This is a genomic window from Janthinobacterium sp. FW305-129, from assembly GCF_020858115.1.
Classification (GTDB): Bacteria; Pseudomonadota; Gammaproteobacteria; order Burkholderiales; family Burkholderiaceae_D; genus Janthinobacterium.
The window spans coordinates 109,939-126,735 of the sequence record NZ_JACYMM010000002.1 but is presented as its reverse complement, the minus strand read 5'-3'; the positions used below and the strand labels follow the sequence as shown (position 1 = coordinate 126,735).

The following is a 16,797-nucleotide window of genomic DNA, read 5'->3' as shown; positions in this document are numbered from 1 at the left end:
TATTTCAACCCCTCACACTGATACCACCACCATGCACAACGACGACATTGACACCAACTTTCCCGCCACCTTCACCTGGGGCGTGGCCACCAGCGCCTACCAGATCGAGGGCGCCGCGGCCATCGATGGCCGCGGCCCGTCCATCTGGGATACCTTCAGCCACACGGACGGCAAGATCATCGACGGCAGCAATGGCGACGTGGCCTGCGACCACTATCACCGCTATGCCGAGGACGTGGAGCTGATCGCCAGCCTGGGCGTGAACGCCTACCGTTTTTCCATGTCCTGGTCGCGCGTCCAGCCCACGGGTTCCGGCGCCTGGAACGAGGCCGGCTTCGATTTTTACTCCCGCCTGCTCGACGCCTTGGCAGCCAAAGGCCTCGATGCGCACCTGACCCTGTACCACTGGGACTTGCCGCAAGCGTTGCAGGACGAGGGCGGCTGGCTCAACCGCGCCACCTGCTACCACTTCGCCGCCTACGCGGCCGAGGTGGCGCGCCGCTTCGGCCACAGGGTCGCCAGCATCGCTACCCATAACGAGCCGTGGTGCACGGCCGTGCTGGGCCACGGCACGGGCCAGTTCGCGCCCGGCATGGCCGATCCGGCCGCCGCCGTGCAAGTGTCGCACCACCTGCTGCTGTCGCATGGTCTGGCCATGCAGGCCATGCGCGCCGTCAATCCGCCGGCGAAACTGGGCATCGTGCTCAATCAATGGACGGCCACGCCGGCCACCGACAGCGCCCAGGACCGGGAGCTGGCCGAACTCGAATATGCGCGCTCGGTGCAGTGGTATATGGACGCCATCTTCAAGGGCCGCTACCCGGCCCTGGCCCTGAAACACGCCGACGCTTCCGCTTTGGCCATCTTTGAAAACGATTTCATAGATATTAAACAGCCCATCGATTTCCTCGGCGTGAACTACTACACGCGCGCCTTCATGAGCGCCGAGACGCCGCCGCGCAAGCCCGAATGCAAGCTCGGCGTCAACGACATGGGCTGGGAAACCTATCCGCAAGGCTTGACGGAGCTGCTCGTGGGCCTGCACCGCGAATACCGGCTGCCGCCCGTCTACATCACGGAAAACGGCATGGCCGTGGCCGACAAGCCCGTCGGCGGCAAGATCCATGACGAACCGCGCATCGAATACGTGCGGCTGCACCTGGACGCCTTGCGCGCCGTGATCGCGCAGGGCATCGACGTGCGCGGTTATTTCTACTGGAGCCTGATGGACAACTTCGAGTGGAACTCGGGCTACGTCAAGCGCTTCGGCATGCTGTACGTCGATTACGCCACGCAGCAGCGCAGCTTCAAGGACAGCGCCCTGTGGTACCGCGACTTCATCGCCGCGCAGCGCGCCGCACATGCCGATGCGGCCGTCCTGGCCGGGGAGCACTGAGATGGCCGCCATTTCCCTGCGCGGCATCCGCAAGACCTACGGCGACGGCCCGGAAATCGTCAAGGGCCTGGACCTCGATATCCATGACGGCGAATTCATGGTCTTCGTCGGGCCGTCCGGCTGCGGCAAGTCGACCCTGCTGCGCATGATCGCGGGTCTGGAAGACATCAGCGCGGGCCAGCTGCGCATCGGCGAGCTGCTGGCCAACGACGTGGCGCCGGCCGAGCGGGGCATCGCCATGGTGTTCCAGAGCTACGCCCTGTATCCGCACATGACGGCGCGCGACAACATGGGCTTTGCCTTGAAATTGGCGGGCCAGCCGGAAGCCGAAGTGCGCGCCGCAGTCGGCAAGGTGGCCGAGATTTTGCAGATCACGCACCTGCTCGACCGCAAACCCAAGGCCTTGTCGGGCGGCGAACGCCAGCGCGTGGCCATCGGCCGCTCCATCGTGCGCCAGCCCAAGGTGTTCCTGTTTGACGAGCCGCTGTCCAATCTCGACGCCTCGCTGCGCGTGCAGACGCGCATCGAACTGGCCAAGCTGCACCAGGAACTGGGCACGACCATGATCTACGTCACGCACGACCAGGTCGAGGCCATGACCCTGGGCGACAGGGTCGCCGTTTTCCACGGCGGCCACCTGGAGCAGGTGGGCGCGCCTTTGGCCCTGTACCGCCATCCGGCCAGCCAGTTCGTCGCCGGCTTCATCGGCGCCCTGCGCATGAACTTTTTGCCGTGCGCCGCCGTCCCCGCGCTGGCCAGCCAGCTTGGCGGCGCGGCGGGCATGCTGGTCGGCATACGCCCCGAACACCTGCGCCTGGTGCCGCGCAGCGAGGGCTACGGCGCTACCGTCACCCTGATCGAGCAGCTGGGCGACGCGCAGATCATCCACGCGACGCTCAAGGGAAGTTCACAAGCGGTGGCCATCAAGCTGCACGGCGAGGCGCGCCACGCTCTGGCGCAGGGCAGCGCCATCGGCTTCGCGCCGGAAGAGGGCCATGCCTTTCTGTTCGACACGGCCGGGCGCGCCGTGGCTACCCATTGACCCCGCACGGAGGCGACATGACTTCAGATTGACACCCAAAAAATGTGCAGCAGTAGCCAAAGAGCTATGTGATCATCATTCAACCAGCGGTACAGGAGACAACAACAATGCAACAGCTCAAACGCAATACCATCGCCCTCAGCCTGGCGCATGCGACCTTCGCCCAGTTCATCTTGCTGGGCAGCGGCGCCGCCATGGCCCAGGAAGCGGTCAGCACCACGGCAGCCACCGACGCGGCAAAACCGGCCGCCGAACAGATGGACCGCATCGTCGTCACGGCCACGCGCCGCAATACCTTCGTGCAGGAGACGCCGCTGGCCGTCACCGCCTTCAACCAGGACACCCTGCAAAACAACCAGGTCAAGGACCTGGCCTCGCTGGCCACCATGGTGCCCAGCCTCGTCGTCGAGCAGCATGGCGACTCGGGCGGCGTGCACGTCTACATGCGCGGCGTCGGCTCGGCCAACCACACGGAGCTGGGCGACCCGGCGGTCGCCTTCTATGTCGACGGCGTGTATTCGCCGCGCCCCCAGGGCGCCACCGCGCTGATGTATGACTTGAGTCACGTCGAGGTGGCGCGCGGACCGCAGGGCACCTTGAACGGCCGCAATTCGACGGCCGGCGCCGTCAATCTCGTGTCGGCCGCGCCAAATACGTCGAAGTTCATGGGCTCGGCCGGCATCACCGTCGGCGATTACCGCCACCTGCAGACGCAGGGCATGCTCAATATCCCGTTTTCCGACGATGTGGCGCTGCGCATCGCCGCCATCAAGGATAGCCATGACGGCACGGTGGATTTCCGCCGCGGCTCGAACGTCATGCCGGGCACGGCCAAGTATGGCGCCGGCGACCAGATGGGCGTGCGCGCCTCGCTGCTGTGGAAGTTCACGCCTCAGCTGCGCGGTACCTTCATCGCCGACTACTTCCTCGACCAGGGCGCCGGCAACGTCTACCTGGCGGCCGAACCCAAGCCGGGCGAGAAGCTGCGCTCGGCCCTGATCGATACGCCGGGCACCCTGGACCAGTCGATCCTGACCTACAAGGGCAAGCTCAATTACAAGCCGACGGATGCGCTGGATTTTACTTACCTGGGCAGCTGGAGCCGGTACAAGCGCCAGAACAGCAACGATGCCGATGCGGGCCTGTTCCCCGGCTTCAAGTCGGAAAACCGCACCGACTGGGCGCAGTTCGACAGCTATTCGCACGAACTGCAGGCGCGCTCGGACGACGATGCGCCATTCCAGTGGGTCGCCGGCCTGTTCCTGTTCAATGAAAAGAACAAGGTGCGCTTCGATATCGACCGCAGCCAGATTTCGCAGGCGGCCGTGCAGCAGGATATCGCCAACGGCGCCGTGATCTTCGTGCAGCCGACCGTGGGCCAGTATGCCTCGTCCATGTCCTTCATTCAGGGCGACCGCCAGCTCAAATCGAAAGCCGTGTTCGGCCAGGTCAGCCAGCAGCTGACGGACCAGATCAAGCTGACGGCCGGCGCGCGCTACACGAAAGACCATAAATTCGACGTCGGCGGCAAGAACTGGGCTTGCCCGAACTGGCCCGCGAACACGCCGCTGGGCACCACCGTGCTGACCGCCGACCAGCTGCGCCAGCTGGTCACGCCGGGCACGGGCCTGGCCAACACGCACAATATCGGCCCCGGCGGCGCCATCACGGCGGCCGCCTGCGGCAATACGCCGGGCGACAATACGGCCGACCTGAAATATGGCCAGGCCACCTGGCTGGGCCGCATCGAATACAAGCTGCGCCCGGACATTCTGCTGTTCGGCTCCGTGACGACGGGCTTCCATTCGCCGGCCATCGGCGACGGCGGCGCCACCACCAAGCCGGAAAAGCTGACCAGCTATGAAATCGGCTTCAAGTCGGACTTGCTGAACCGCGAACTGACCCTGAACCTCGACGCGTTTTTGATGAAGTACAAGGACAAGCTCGAATCGCAGGTGGTCAACAGCGTGCTGGCCAACTTCAACGCGGCCGGCGCCACCGTCAAGGGCCTGGAAGCGGAATGGGTGTGGCGGCCGACGAAGGTCGACCGCCTGACGGGCAACGCCACCTGGCTGAAAGCCGTGTACGATGATTTCATGTCGTGCGACGTCGATGCGGCGCGCGCGAATGGCCAGTCCTGCGGTTCGACGGCTCCGTTGGTGAACGTGGGCGGCAGCACCATGAAGCATGCGCCGAAGTTTTCCACCACCGTCCAGTACGAGCATGATTTCACGGTCGCCGGCGGCCAGCTCACGCCGCGCGCCTCGGTGCACTATGAAACCATGTCGTACGTGGGTGCGGGCGCGTTCAACGGCGACGTGCCGGGCCATGCGGGCGTCAAGCGCCAGGAAGCCTACACGACCCTGGACCTGAGCCTGCGCTTCCAGCCGGCGAACAAGGCGTACACGGTGGAAGCGTTCGTGCAGAACGCCACCGACAAGGCGGTCAAGCTGGACGTCAATGAAATCTGCACGGACGTGGGCATGCCATGCCAGCCCACGCAGCAGATCTACGGCGCCTTCTACAACGCGCCGCGCACGGTTGGCGCGCGCGTGTCGATGAAGTTTTAAATGAGGTAGTGTGAAAGAGCAGTTGCAGTCGCAGTCCACTCAGTAGGGGAAGGTGTTGGGCCGGGGAGCTTCCCCGGCCTTTTTTACTCTAACGTCGCCTGCACGCTGGCGATACCGATCTGCGCGCTGCCTTCGGCCAGGCGCACGTTGACGTTCTGGCGCGCCTGCAGCTGGGCCGGCGAGCGCACGATGTTTCCCTTTTCGTCGCGCAGGATGGCGTAGCCGCGTTCCAGCGTGCGCTGCGGATTCAACAGTTCCAGCTGCGCCGCCAGGCCATCGAGGCGGTGGCGCCGCTGGCTGAGCAGCTGCGCCATGGCCGCGCCGCCGCGCCGCTGCGCTTCGGCCAGGCGGGCGCGCGGCGCCGTGACGTCGGGCCGCAAGGCGGCCCAGCGGCTGCGCAGGCGTTCCAGTGCGTACTGCGACTGGCTGACGGGGGCGCGCGCCGCATGCGTCATGGCCGTGGACAGGGCCAGCAGCTGCAAGCGCTGCTGCCGCAGCTGCGCTGTCGGATTGAGCAGGCGGCGGCTGTGGCGGTCCAGCGTCTGCGCCGCGTCGTCGAGGCTGCGGCGCATGGCGCGGCGCAGATCCGCCGCGTCGGCGCGCAGGGAGGCGAGCCAGTCGGCGCGCGGCGTGGCCGCCAGTTCGGCTGCCGCCGTCGGCGTGGCCGCGCGCAGGTCGGCCGCGAAGTCGGCGATGGTGAAATCCGTCTCGTGGCCCACGCCGCTGATCACGGGCATGGAGCAATCGGCGATCGCGTGCGCCACCGCTTCATCGTTGAACGACCATAAATCCTCGATGCTGCCGCCGCCACGGCACACCAGCAGCACGTCGCACTCGGCCCTGGCCGATGCCGTGCGGATGGCGTGCGCGATTTTTTCCGGCGCCTGCTGGCCCTGCACGGGCGTGGGATACAGAATGATGTTGACATGCGGCGCGCGGCGCTTGAGCGCGATCAGCACGTCGCGCAGGGCGGCCGCCTGCGGGCTGGTGACGATGCCGATGCTGCGCGCGAACATGGGGATGGCGCGCTTGCGTTCCTGGTCGAACAGGCCCTGCGCGGCCAGTTTTTCCTTCAGGCGCTGGAACGCTTCGTACAGGGCGCCCACGCCGGCGCGGCGAATGGCTTCCACGTTGATCTGGTAATCGCCGCGCGCGCCGTACAGGGTGACGAGGGCGCGCACTTCCACCTTGTCGCCTTCGCGCGGCGTGAAGCCGGCAAACTGGGCGCGGCCGCGGAACATCACGGCGCGCACCTGGGCGCCATCGTCCTTCAAGGTGAAATACCAGTGGCCGGAAGCGGCGCGCGTGAAGTTGGAAATCTCGCCGGCGATCCAGGTCAGGGGGAACGAGCGCTCGAGCAGGCGCGCGACGGCCTGGTTCAGGGCGCTGACGGTCAGCACGGGCGGGGCGGCAAAGCCGCTGTCAGTCGGGGTGTCGTTCATCATCAGGCAAGGGGAAAGAAGAAAGCTGTCCACATATTATCGGCGAGGTCATGCTTATGTCATATATCGTGCAAAACAACAAGATCTATTTCTAAGTAATTGATTTCATGCAGAATTCCCGCATGCCTGATTTGCGTGCACAGGGAAAAAATCCTTTAATATCAAGCACATCAGTGCAGCCCCTGCCACTTACGCACAAAGTTATCCACAGAAAGTGTGCGGAACTTTTTGCCTTGGACAAACATGGCCGGGCAGGCTGCTTTCGGTGAAGAAAAATGCCTTGCTACATTTTTGCGCACGGAAATAAAGTGTATAGGAATCAAGTGCTTAGTATGCCATGCATGGCCTTGCGCACAATCTTATCCACAAAAAATGTGCAGAACTCTGGCACGGCAGCGGATTTATCCAGCGGAATGCCCATGGCATGGCTTGCCTGAATTTTGCGCAGCATAAAAATAGCCATATAGATCAAGGGTCTAGCGTGCAGTCGTGCGCCTTGCTCACAATCTTATCCACAGAATATGTGCAAAACCGCATAAATCGTTTCGTCTTTTCCCCGGGTTTTCCAGGGCGCGAGCAGGCGCTTGCGCTGCCTTATTTTTTAGCATTGAAAAAAACTCCTTTAAAATCAATGCTCTTGCATGGAGTCAATCGGCTTGCTCACAATCTTATCCACACTTTATGTGTGAAACTGGCTTCGCGGTGGAAAACTGCGTTTTTGAAGTCAAATCGGACGCTGAAAACCCAGCTTTTCAGCCCTTGCTACATTTTTATGCACGGCAATAAAAACGATATAAATCAATGTACTTAGCGTCTATCTTTGAGCTTGCGCACAATCTTGTCCACAGATTGTGTGCAGAACTTTGACGCTCCTTCTGCCGCCGATTGCGCGCTGCCTGCCACTTTTTTACTCATTGATTTAATTTTGTTTAAAATCAATGACTTATATGAATTGCACGGCTTTGCGCACAATCTTGTCCACAGTAAATGTGCAGAACTCTTCAGGTATTAATTTATTGATATTGACTACTGGCGATAAGCTGCTATGCCTGTATTTTGCGCAGCACGATAATTTTCATGTAAATCAATGACTTGCATGCTGGACTTCATGCTTGCTCACAATCTTATCCACACAAAGTGTGCAAAACTGAGCGCCAGCGACACGCGCCTGCCGCGCCGTGTGGACAAGTGCCATGCAGGCGCCACTTGCCGCCGGCGCGGCAACGCGCTACATTGCGCCATTCCTGCGCGGACGTACAATCGGTCTTCGGCGCTCGGTACAATACAGGCTGTCCGGGTGGTCCGCCGCCTTCCCTTTACCAGGAGTTTCTTTTGCTCGCTATATTTCAAGCCGCTGGCTGGCCCATCTGGCTGTTGTTGATCGCTTCCATCGTCGCCCTGGCCCTGATCATCGAGCGCCTGCTGTATTTGCGACGTGCCAAGATCCTGCCCCGCAAGCTGTTTGATGAAGTGGTGCAGGTGTATCGCAGCGGCAAGATCACGCCGGACACGGTGGCCAAGCTGGAAGACAATTCGCCGCTGGGCGTGGTGCTGGCCGCCGCCTTGCGCAACGTCGACGCGCCGCGCGAAGTGATGAAGGAATCGATCGAAGAGGCGGGCAGCGGCGTGGCCCACACGCTGGAACGTTTCCTGACGACCCTGGGCACCATCGCCACCCTGGCGCCGCTGATGGGGCTGTTCGGCACGGTGATCGGCATGATCGAGATTTTTGCCTCGCCCGGCGCCACCGCGTCGAACACGGCGCTGTCGCACGGTATTTCCGTCGCCTTGTATAACACAGCGTTTGGCCTGGCCATCGCCATGCCGGCCCTGATCTTCTACCGCCACTTCCGCGCCCTTGTCGACAGCTTCGTCATTGATATGGAGCAACAAGCCGTCAAGTTCGTCGACATCGTCCACAGTGGCCGCAAATGAACTTCCGCAAAGGCAAGGGGCGTGAAGACCCCGAAATCAACCTGATCCCGTTCATCGATGTGTTGCTGGTGATCCTGATCTTCCTCATGGTCAGCACCACCTACAGCAAGTTTACGGAGCTGCAGATCACCTTGCCGACGGCCGACGCCGAGCAGGTCAAGGATAAGCCGCAGCAGATCGACGTCACCATCGATGCCAAGGGCAACTACACGGTCAACCGCGAACCCGTCTCGTTCCGCGACGTGGCCGGCCTGGCCGATGCCCTGCAGAACGCGGCCAAGGCTGCCAACGGCGGTAAGGCGCCGGCGCAGACGCCCGTGGTGGTGGTCAACGCCGACCAGTTCGCCATGCACCAGATGGTCATCCACGTGATGGAAGCGGCGCGCCTGGCCGGCTATGAAAAGCTGACGTTCGCGGCGCAGGCGGGCGGCAAGTAAGGCCAACCCCCAACCCCAACCGAAGTGCCGGGGTCGGACCCTCAGGGTCCGACCCCAGGTGTCGATTTTGGGTTCCAATTTTAGTTGACACCGCATGCCCACATCCTCCCCCGCCAAGCTTGAAACCACACTCACCCGCGCCTGGCTGACGCGCGGCCCGCTGGCGTGCGCGCTGTGGCCCGTGTCGCTGCTGTTCGGCGCCCTGAGCAGCGTCAGGCGCGGCCTGTACCGGGCAAACATCCTGAAATCGGCGCGCCTGCCCGTGCCCGTCGTCGTCGTCGGCAATATTTTTATCGGCGGCACGGGCAAGACGCCGCTGACGATCTGGCTGGTGCAAGCCTTGCGCGACGCGGGCATGCGCCCGGGCGTCATTTCGCGTGGTCACGGGAGCGCCGACCGGTTGCCGCGTGCCGTCACCGCCGCGTCCACGCCGCAGCAGGTGGGCGACGAGCCGCTGCTGATCTTCCAGCGCGGCGGCTGCCCCGTGATGGTGGGGCGCGACCGCGCGCAAGCGGGCAGGGCGCTGCTGGCGGCGCACCCGGACGTCGACGTGCTGGTCACGGACGACGGCTTGCAGCATTACGCCTTGCGGCGCGACGTGGAAATCGTGCTGTTCGACGGCCGCGGCGCGGGCAATGGCTGGCTGCTGCCGGCGGGACCGTTGCGCGAATCGCCGCGCCGCCGGCGCGACGTGACGGTGATCAATGCGCCCGCGCTGGCGCCGGCACTGGTGGACCAGGTCGCGCCCAAGGGCTCGCTGGTGGTGCAGATGCTGCTCGATGGCGGCGTGGCCGAACGCCTGCTCGACCGCAGCGAGCGCATGCCCCTGGAAACCCTGGCGGCCAGCGGCCGGCGCATCGTGGCGGCGGCCGGCATCGGCAACCCCCAGCGCTTCTTTGCCATGCTGCGCGGGGCCGGATTGGACTTCATGGAACTGCCCCTGCCCGACCATCACGACTTTCTCGACCAGCCATTTGCGGCACTCGACACGGATGTGATCTTGATCACCGAGAAGGATGCAGTAAAATGTGCGCAAATTGAACATCTCAAAGATGACCCGAGACTGTGGGTCGTCCCCGTCAGTGCGCGCATCGATAGCGCGCTGGCCCAACAAATTGTGGAGAAATGTCGTGGACGCTCGACTGCTTGATATCCTGGTCTGCCCTGTTTGCAAGGGTCCGCTTGAACACGATAAAAAGGCGCAGGAACTGATTTGCCGCGCCGACCGCCTGGCCTATCCTATCCGCGATGGCATCCCCATCATGTGGGCGGACGAAGCGCGCACCCTGCAAGACGCAGTGGAATAACGATGGCGTTCATCGTCATCATCCCGGCCCGCCTGGCTTCGACGCGCCTGCCGAACAAGCCGCTGGCCGACCTGGGCGGCAAGCCCATGGTGGTGCGCGTGGCCGAGCAGGCGGCGCTCTCTGGCGCCGCGCGCGTCATCGTCGCCACCGACCATGAATCCATCCGCGACGCCTGCGCCGCGCATGGCGTGGAAGTGTGCATGACGCGCGCCGACCATCCGTCGGGCACGGACCGCATCGCCGAAGTGGCGCGCACGCTCGCTTTGCCGCCGGACGCCGTCGTCGTCAACCTGCAGGGCGACGAACCGCTGATCGATCCGGCCCTGCTGGCCGCCTGCGCGGCGCAGATCAGCGCCGCCGTCCCCATGGCCACGTGCGCCCATCCGTTGCACGACGTGGCCGACGCGTTCAATCCGAACGTGGTGAAGGTCGTGCTGGACAAGAACGGCCGCGCCTTGTATTTCTCGCGTGCAACGATTCCGTGGCACCGCGACGGCTTCGCCCAGTCCCGTGAAAACTTGCCGCAAGGCTACGTGCCGCTGCGCCATATCGGCCTGTATGCGTACAGCAATGCATTTTTGCAAGAATATCCGCAATTGTCCGCTTCGCCGCTGGAAGCCATCGAGGCGCTGGAGCAGTTGCGCGTGCTGTGGCACGGTGTTGCCATCGCCGTTCACGTCACGGACTCGGCGCCGGCCGCCGGTGTCGACACGCCGGAAGATCTTGCCAGGGTGCAAGCCCACTACGGCGCCCTGTAAGCGCTACCCGCAAAACGGCAGGCGTGCAAATATAATTTGTATGCCTGCAGCAAAAACCACATTTTGAAACGTCCGCCTCGCTAATTGCTGGCTTTGATCAATCAGGGCATAGCAATTCGATAGCAAACTGGCGCTCTGGGGATTTTTTGTGGTAAGTTTCGTAGGGAAAGATAGCCATAGCAACACCATCTAAAAATAATTACACATACCACCATCCAAAATCTGTTTTTTAGGAACTTTTCAATGCGTCTGATACTTTTAGGAGCACCCGGTGCCGGCAAGGGCACCCAAGCTAATTTCATCAAAGAAAAATACAATATTCCACAAATCTCCACGGGCGACATGCTGCGCGCGGCGATCAAGGAAGGCACGGAACTGGGCCTGGCAGCGAAAAAAGTCATGGATGCGGGCGGCCTCGTGTCGGACGACATCATGATCGGCCTGGTCAAGAACCGCCTGCAGGACGCCGATTGCGCCAATGGCTACCTGTTCGACGGCTTCCCGCGCACCATCGCGCAAGCGGACGCCATGAAAGATGCGGGCATCCATGTTGACTACGTGCTGGAAATCGACGTGCCGGACGAGTCGATCATCGAGCGCATGGACGGCCGCCGCAGCCACCCGGGTTCGGGCCGCGTCTACCACGTCAAATTCAATCCGCCCAAGGTCGACGGCGTCGATGACATCACGGGCGAACCGTTGATCCAGCGCGACGACGACAAGGCAGAAACGGTCAAGAAGCGCCTGGATGTGTACCACAACCAGACCAAGGTCTTGCTCGGTTACTACAACGACTGGGCCAAGTCCGGTCTGCCGGGCGCACCGAAATACCGCCGCATCGCCGGCGTCGGTCCGGTCGAGCAAATCCGCGACAGCGCATTTGCCGCCCTGGCGGAATAAGCAGTATTGAAAAGCGGACCTGAGTGTCCGCTTTTTTTGTGCCCGCTTTTCGCCAGCGGTGCCGTGTCGTTTTCGTGGTTCAGGTTTTTTGCAGGTCGTGTTTTCCTGGCTGCGCGTGCCTACCCGGTGCGGTCTGCAGCTGTTGGCAATGACGTCGGATAAAAACAGAAGGGGACGATATGGCAGCCAGTTTGTGGTTTGCGGTAGCCTGCGGCGTGGTCGCAGTCATTTACGGTTTGGTGTCGCGCAGCTGGATCCTGAGGCAGGATCCCGGCAACGCGCGCATGCAGGAAATCGCCCTGGCCATCCAGCAGGGCGCGGCCGCCTATCTGGCGCGCCAGTACCGCACCATCGCCATCGTCGGCGTGGTGCTGCTGATCGCCATCTATGTGCTGCTCGGCTTGCACACGGCGCTGGGCTTCCTGATCGGTGCCGTGCTGTCGGGCGCCTGCGGCTTCATCGGCATGAATGTCTCGGTGCGGGCCAATGTGCGCACGGCGCAGGCGGCCACCCTGGGCATCAACCAGGCCTTGAACGTCGCATTCAAGGGCGGGGCGATCACGGGCATGCTGGTCGTCGGCCTGGGCTTGCTGGGCGTGACCCTGTTCTACTGGCTGCTGGCGACGACGGGCGCGCCCGGCCTGACCCAGCATGACCTGATCAAGCCCCTGATCGGCCTGGCCTTCGGCGCCTCGCTCATTTCCATCTTCGCGCGTCTCGGCGGCGGCATCTTCACCAAGGGCGCCGACGTGGGCGCGGACCTGGTGGGCAAGGTCGAGGCGGGCATCCCCGAAGACGATCCGCGCAACCCGGCCGTCATTGCCGACAACGTGGGCGACAATGTGGGCGACTGCGCCGGCATGGCGGCCGACCTGTTCGAAACCTATGTCGTGACCCTGATCGCTACCATGCTGCTGGGCGCCTTGCTGATGGCCGAAGCCAGCAACGCGGCCATCATCTACCCGCTGCTGCTGGGCGCCGTCTCCATCCTCGCGTCCATCGTCGGCTGCTCGATGGTGAAAACGGCCCCGGGCAAGAAAATCATGTCGGCCCTGTACACGGGCCTGTGGTGGGCGGCCGGCCTGTCGCTGGTGGGCTTTGCCGTCGTCACGTGGCTGCTGTGGCCCGACGACGCCATGCGCTACAAGATGCTGGGCGCCACCGTGGTCGGCATCGTGCTCACGGGGCTGATGGTGTACATCACCGAGTACTACACAGGCACGGATTTCAAGCCCGTGCGCCACATCGCCGAAGCGTCGACGACGGGCCACGGCACGAATATCATCGCCGGCCTGGGCGTGTCGATGAAGTCCACCGCGTATCCGGTGCTGGCCGTCTGCATCGCCATCCTCGTCTCGTACCAGCTGGCGGGCCTGTACGGCATCGCCATTGCGGCCACCTCGATGCTGTCGATGGCGGGCATCATCGTCGCGCTCGACGCGTACGGCCCCATCACCGATAACGCGGGCGGCATCGCGGAAATGTCGGGCTTGCCCGACTCCGTGCGCGCCATTACCGACCCGCTCGATGCCGTCGGCAACACCACCAAGGCCGTCACCAAGGGCTATGCGATTGGCTCGGCCGGGCTGGCCGCGCTGGTGCTGTTTGCCGACTACACGCATGCGCTCGAATCCGTGGGCCAGCACATCACGTTTGACTTGTCGAACCCGATGGTCATCGTCGGTCTGTTCATCGGCGGCCTGATACCGTACCTGTTCGGCGCCATGGCGATGGAAGCGGTGGGCCGCGCGGCCGGTGCCGTGGTGGTGGAAGTACGCCGGCAGTTCCGCGACATCAAAGGCATCATGGAAGGCACGGCGCGGCCCGAATACGACAAGGCCGTCGACATGCTGACGGCGTCGGCCATCCGCGAAATGATCGTGCCGTCCTTGCTGCCCGTCGTCGTGCCCATCGTCGTGGGCATGCTGCTGGGGCCTGCGGCACTCGGCGGTCTCTTGATGGGGACGATTGTGACGGGCCTGTTCGTGGCCATTTCCATGACCACGGGCGGCGGCGCCTGGGACAATGCGAAGAAATACATCGAGGATGGCCACTTCGGCGGCAAGGGTTCGGATGCGCACAAGGCGGCCGTCACGGGCGACACGGTGGGCGACCCGTACAAGGATACGGCGGGACCGGCCGTCAATCCCTTGATCAAGATCATCAATATCGTGGCCCTGCTGCTGGTGCCGCTGCTGCCGGCCACGGGCTGGCTGGCCGTGGCGGCGCCGGCACCCGTCCACGCGCCCGCGCCACCCGTCATGGCGCCGGCCACACCCGTGCAAAGCTTGCCCGCGCAATAAGAGGGTGCGGTTCCCGCAGCCCCGTGGCACGTGAAAAATTGCAGTACGGCATGGAGTGCCGTGCTGCCGAGCAGCGTGCGCTGACGGGGAGGAGAACATGAACACGAGAGCGTTGATGGGGCGTGCCGGCTTGCTGGCGCCGCTGCTGCTGGCCGCCTGCACGGTGCTGCCGGAAGGGCCGTCGGCCATGGCCTTGCCCGGCACGGGCAAGAGCCTCGAGCAATTCCGCGTCGATGACGGCAGTTGCCGTGGCTATGCGCAGGCGCAGCTGGCCGGCACGGGCGCGGCCGAGAGCTCCTCGCATGGCATGCAGCGCAGCTACGATGATTCTTATCAAAAATGTATGTATGCGAGCGGCCACAAGGTGCCCTTGGCCGGGCGGATGCTGGGCAGCGTGCCGGCGAATGCCGCCACGCCGCCGCCCGATACGCCGCCGCCCCGTTATTAGCCGCTTAGAAGCGCGACGTCAGGCCGACGAACATGCGGCGTCCCGGCACGTAGTAGTCGACCAGGCCGTCGGCCATCGGGCCCTTCTTGAACAGGTTTTGCACGCCGCCGCGCACCGTCCACTGGGGCGTGACCTTGTACGACACGACGGTGTCGACGATGGTGTAGGCCTTGTCGGCCAGCTTGCCGGCATCGAGTTCCTTGCCCGTGTACTGGGCCGATACTTCGCCGAACAGCTGGTCGTTGACTTGCCAGCCCAGCGCCGAGTACCACGACAGTTTTGGCGTGGACAGCAGGTTGGCGCCCGTAGTGAGGTTTTTCGCTTCCGCCATGTAGGTGACGTTGTTACGCCAGTTCAGGTTTTTCGTCAGCGGGATGGTGGCCGTCGCTTCCAGGCCGCTGGTGCGCGCCTTCTGGATATTCGTCATCTTGGTCCACCAGCGCTGCTGGTAAAAGCCCAGCGGCGCATAGTCGATCTTGTTCTTGAAATCCGTGTGGAAGTAGGTCAGACCCACGTCCCAGCCATTCTGTTCCCACGCCACGCCGATCTCGCCGGCCGTGCTCGTTTCCGGCTTCAGGTCCGCATTGCCGGCCATGTAGCAGTCGCCCGTGATGTAGCCGAGCGGTTTCAGGCTGCCGCAACCGCGTCCGGCCGAGTTGGTCGCCGCCGCCGGCGAGTTTTCCTTCAGGCTCGGGGCGCGGAAGCCTTGCGACACGCCGCCCTTGATGGTCCAGGCGGGGGCGGGGTGGTACACGAGGTACAGGCGAGGGCTGTAGTGGTTGCCGAACTTGCTGTGGTGATCGAGGCGCAGGCCGGCCGTGGCCGTCAAGTCCTCGCGCAAGAACAATTGATCTTCCGCAAACAGGGCCGAGGTGGTTCCCGACAGGGTCGCGCCGCTCACGGTGTTGCCCAGATAATCGGTGGGCACGGTGCCGATGGTATTCGTGTTCGTCAGTTCCTGGTGCTTCCACTGGCCGCCCATCACGAGCATTTGCTCGATGCCGCCCCAGCCGAGCCGTTTTTCCAGGCTGGCATCGAGCGTGCTGTCCTTGGATTTCGCCACCGTGCCGACGTCCTGGTTATCGAAGTCGTTGTGATACAGGTTGACCGTGGTCTTGCCGAAGTCCCAGCGGCCTTCGTAGCCGAGGCTGACGCTCTTGCGTATCAGCTTGTTGGCGCCCCAGCTGTAGACCAGCGGCTCGCCATCCGCATCATGCGCACTCGAATTGCTCGCTTCCTGCCTGCCATAGCTGGCGTCCAGCGACAGGTTCTGTTTCTTGTCCAGCGCCCAGGTCAGCTGACCCGAGACAGTCTGGTTGCGTTCGCCGCCCATGGCGCCCGCTTTGTCGAAGGATTTTTCATCGGGATTCTGGCGCGACTGGTTCACGCCCAGGCGCATGCCGACCGTGTCCGACAGGGGACCGGCCAGGTTCACGCCCAACTGGTGCGCCGTGCCGCGGTCGCTGTCCTGCGGCTGCGTGTAGTTGGCCGTGGCCGAGCCGTTCCACTTGCCCGGCACCTTGCGTGTGATGATGTTGATCACGCCGCCCATGGCGTCCGAGCCGTACAGCGAGGACATGGGACCACGCACCACTTCGATGCGCTCGATCATGTCGGGCGAGATCCAGTTCAAGTCCTGGCGGCCCAGATCCGGGCGGTAAGCCGTGTCGGCCGAGCTGCCCACGCGCTTGCCATCGACCAGGATCAGCGTGTATTTGTCGGGCAGGCCGCGCAGCTTGATCTTCGACGCTTCGCGTTCGGGGCCGGTGCCGCCCGTCACGCCGGGGATGCGGCGCAGCAAGGTGTTCAGGTCATACACGGGCTGGCGCTCGATTTCTTCGCGCGTGATGACGCTGATGCTGGCCGGCGCATCCTTGATGTCGATGGCCGTGCCCGACGCGGTGACGACCACCGTGTTCATGGTGGGATCGGCGGCCACATTGCCTTCGGCCCAGGCGCTGCTGACGGCCAGCGACAGCAGGCAGGGCAGGAGCAGGGCGGCGGAATGCATGGCACGGGCGGGAGTGGAAGCGGGGACTACGAAGGCGGGACTGCGCTTGGTCATGGTGAACTTTCCGGATGTTGTTTTTTCCTGGCTGCCTTCCGGGTGGCTCGGGTATGAATGATTGAAAATGCAATAAACTGCGCTCCTATTCCGATAATGAGAATAAGAATCGTTCTTATTGTAATGCCATCCTGGCAAGAAGGAAAGTGCTGAAAGGAAATAAAACACCGTTGCAGTATGTGCATGGCATCTGG

Annotated in this window: 14 protein-coding genes; 11 read left to right on the top strand and 3 right to left on the bottom strand. The window is 63.3% G+C overall.

Going from position 1 to position 16,797, the window contains the following annotated elements:
* Positions 1–31 precede the first annotated feature (31 nt).
* From IGS61_RS04120 to IGS61_RS04110, 3 genes are all read left to right on the top strand, one after another.
* Complete coding sequence (locus IGS61_RS04120) at positions 32–1,396, top strand: GH1 family beta-glucosidase (RefSeq protein ID WP_230538451.1); 1,365 nt, start codon at positions 32–34, stop codon at positions 1,394–1,396.
* A 1-nt stretch (position 1,397) separates the two neighbouring features.
* The gene (locus IGS61_RS04115; RefSeq protein WP_230538450.1) at positions 1,398–2,438 is read left to right on the top strand and encodes an ABC transporter ATP-binding protein; all 1,041 of its coding nucleotides are present in this window, start codon (positions 1,398–1,400) and stop codon (positions 2,436–2,438) included.
* 107 nt (positions 2,439–2,545) lie between these two features.
* Positions 2,546–5,008 (top strand): TonB-dependent receptor, encoded by a 2,463-nt coding sequence (locus IGS61_RS04110; RefSeq protein WP_230538449.1) that lies wholly within the window; start codon positions 2,546–2,548, stop codon positions 5,006–5,008.
* A gap of 83 nt (positions 5,009–5,091) precedes the next feature.
* Here IGS61_RS04110 and xseA read toward each other — a convergent pair whose 3' ends face one another.
* Complete coding sequence (xseA, locus tag IGS61_RS04105; protein WP_230538448.1) at positions 5,092–6,453, bottom strand: exodeoxyribonuclease VII large subunit; 1,362 nt, start codon at positions 6,451–6,453, stop codon at positions 5,092–5,094.
* Between the two features lie 316 nt (positions 6,454–6,769).
* Entirely contained in the window at positions 6,770–6,901 is a 132-nt protein-coding gene (locus tag IGS61_RS27815) for a hypothetical protein (RefSeq protein WP_268993739.1), read from the bottom strand.
* A gap of 881 nt (positions 6,902–7,782) precedes the next feature.
* Here IGS61_RS27815 and IGS61_RS04100 point away from each other — a divergent pair.
* The 8 genes from IGS61_RS04100 to IGS61_RS04065 all read left to right on the top strand — a co-directional run bounded on the left by IGS61_RS04100 (position 7,783) and on the right by IGS61_RS04065 (position 14,538).
* Positions 7,783–8,385 (top strand): MotA/TolQ/ExbB proton channel family protein, encoded by a 603-nt coding sequence (locus tag IGS61_RS04100; protein WP_230538447.1) that lies wholly within the window; start codon positions 7,783–7,785, stop codon positions 8,383–8,385.
* Positions 8,382–8,822 carry an ExbD/TolR family protein gene (locus tag IGS61_RS04095; protein WP_230538446.1) on the top strand — a complete coding sequence of 147 codons (441 nt, stop codon included), beginning with the start codon at positions 8,382–8,384 and terminating at the stop codon, positions 8,820–8,822. Before IGS61_RS04100 ends, IGS61_RS04095 begins: the two co-directional genes overlap by 4 nt.
* Positions 8,823–8,916: 94 nt before the next feature.
* Positions 8,917–9,972: a tetraacyldisaccharide 4'-kinase gene (lpxK, locus tag IGS61_RS04090; protein WP_230538445.1), complete on the top strand. Its 1,056-nt coding sequence runs from the start codon at positions 8,917–8,919 to the stop codon at positions 9,970–9,972.
* Positions 9,953–10,129, top strand: coding sequence for a Trm112 family protein (locus IGS61_RS04085; protein WP_010395789.1), 177 nt, complete (start codon positions 9,953–9,955; stop codon positions 10,127–10,129). Before lpxK ends, IGS61_RS04085 begins: the two co-directional genes overlap by 20 nt.
* Before the next feature lie 2 nt (positions 10,130–10,131).
* A complete protein-coding gene (gene kdsB, locus IGS61_RS04080; RefSeq protein ID WP_230538444.1) occupies positions 10,132–10,887 on the top strand; it encodes a 3-deoxy-manno-octulosonate cytidylyltransferase in 756 nt (251 codons plus the stop codon).
* 243 nt (positions 10,888–11,130) lie between these two features.
* Entirely contained in the window at positions 11,131–11,787 is a 657-nt protein-coding gene (gene adk / locus IGS61_RS04075; protein ID WP_230538443.1) for an adenylate kinase, read from the top strand.
* 179 nt (positions 11,788–11,966) lie between these two features.
* Positions 11,967–14,090, top strand: coding sequence for a sodium-translocating pyrophosphatase (locus IGS61_RS04070; protein WP_230538442.1), 2,124 nt, complete (start codon positions 11,967–11,969; stop codon positions 14,088–14,090).
* Between the two features lie 97 nt (positions 14,091–14,187).
* Positions 14,188–14,538, top strand: coding sequence for a glycine zipper family protein (locus tag IGS61_RS04065; RefSeq protein ID WP_230538441.1), 351 nt, complete (start codon positions 14,188–14,190; stop codon positions 14,536–14,538).
* A gap of 4 nt (positions 14,539–14,542) precedes the next feature.
* On the opposite strand, the gene IGS61_RS04060 is transcribed toward IGS61_RS04065, so the two are convergent.
* The gene (locus IGS61_RS04060) at positions 14,543–16,603 is read right to left on the bottom strand and encodes a TonB-dependent receptor domain-containing protein (protein WP_230538440.1); all 2,061 of its coding nucleotides are present in this window, start codon (positions 16,601–16,603) and stop codon (positions 14,543–14,545) included.
* Positions 16,604–16,797 lie beyond the last annotated feature (194 nt).

What these genes read in the sequence shown, in the direction of transcription:
- IGS61_RS27815 (WP_268993739.1), bottom strand. Translation starts at nt 6,901, where the DNA reads ATGCTGCGCAAAATTCAGGCAAGCCATGCCATGGGCATTCCGCTGGAT.
- IGS61_RS04060 (WP_230538440.1), bottom strand. Translation starts at nt 16,603, where the DNA reads ATGACCAAGCGCAGTCCCGCCTTCGTAGTCCCCGCTTCCACTCCCGCC.
- IGS61_RS04070 (WP_230538442.1), top strand. Translation starts at nt 11,967, where the DNA reads ATGGCAGCCAGTTTGTGGTTTGCGGTAGCCTGCGGCGTGGTCGCAGTC.
- xseA (WP_230538448.1), bottom strand. Translation starts at nt 6,453, where the DNA reads ATGATGAACGACACCCCGACTGACAGCGGCTTTGCCGCCCCGCCCGTG.
- kdsB (WP_230538444.1), top strand. Translation starts at nt 10,132, where the DNA reads ATGGCGTTCATCGTCATCATCCCGGCCCGCCTGGCTTCGACGCGCCTG.
- IGS61_RS04120 (WP_230538451.1), top strand. Translation starts at nt 32, where the DNA reads ATGCACAACGACGACATTGACACCAACTTTCCCGCCACCTTCACCTGG.
- IGS61_RS04115 (WP_230538450.1), top strand. Translation starts at nt 1,398, where the DNA reads ATGGCCGCCATTTCCCTGCGCGGCATCCGCAAGACCTACGGCGACGGC.
- IGS61_RS04095 (WP_230538446.1), top strand. Translation starts at nt 8,382, where the DNA reads ATGAACTTCCGCAAAGGCAAGGGGCGTGAAGACCCCGAAATCAACCTG.
- IGS61_RS04065 (WP_230538441.1), top strand. Translation starts at nt 14,188, where the DNA reads ATGAACACGAGAGCGTTGATGGGGCGTGCCGGCTTGCTGGCGCCGCTG.
- adk (WP_230538443.1), top strand. Translation starts at nt 11,131, where the DNA reads ATGCGTCTGATACTTTTAGGAGCACCCGGTGCCGGCAAGGGCACCCAA.
- lpxK (WP_230538445.1), top strand. Translation starts at nt 8,917, where the DNA reads ATGCCCACATCCTCCCCCGCCAAGCTTGAAACCACACTCACCCGCGCC.
- IGS61_RS04110 (WP_230538449.1), top strand. Translation starts at nt 2,546, where the DNA reads ATGCAACAGCTCAAACGCAATACCATCGCCCTCAGCCTGGCGCATGCG.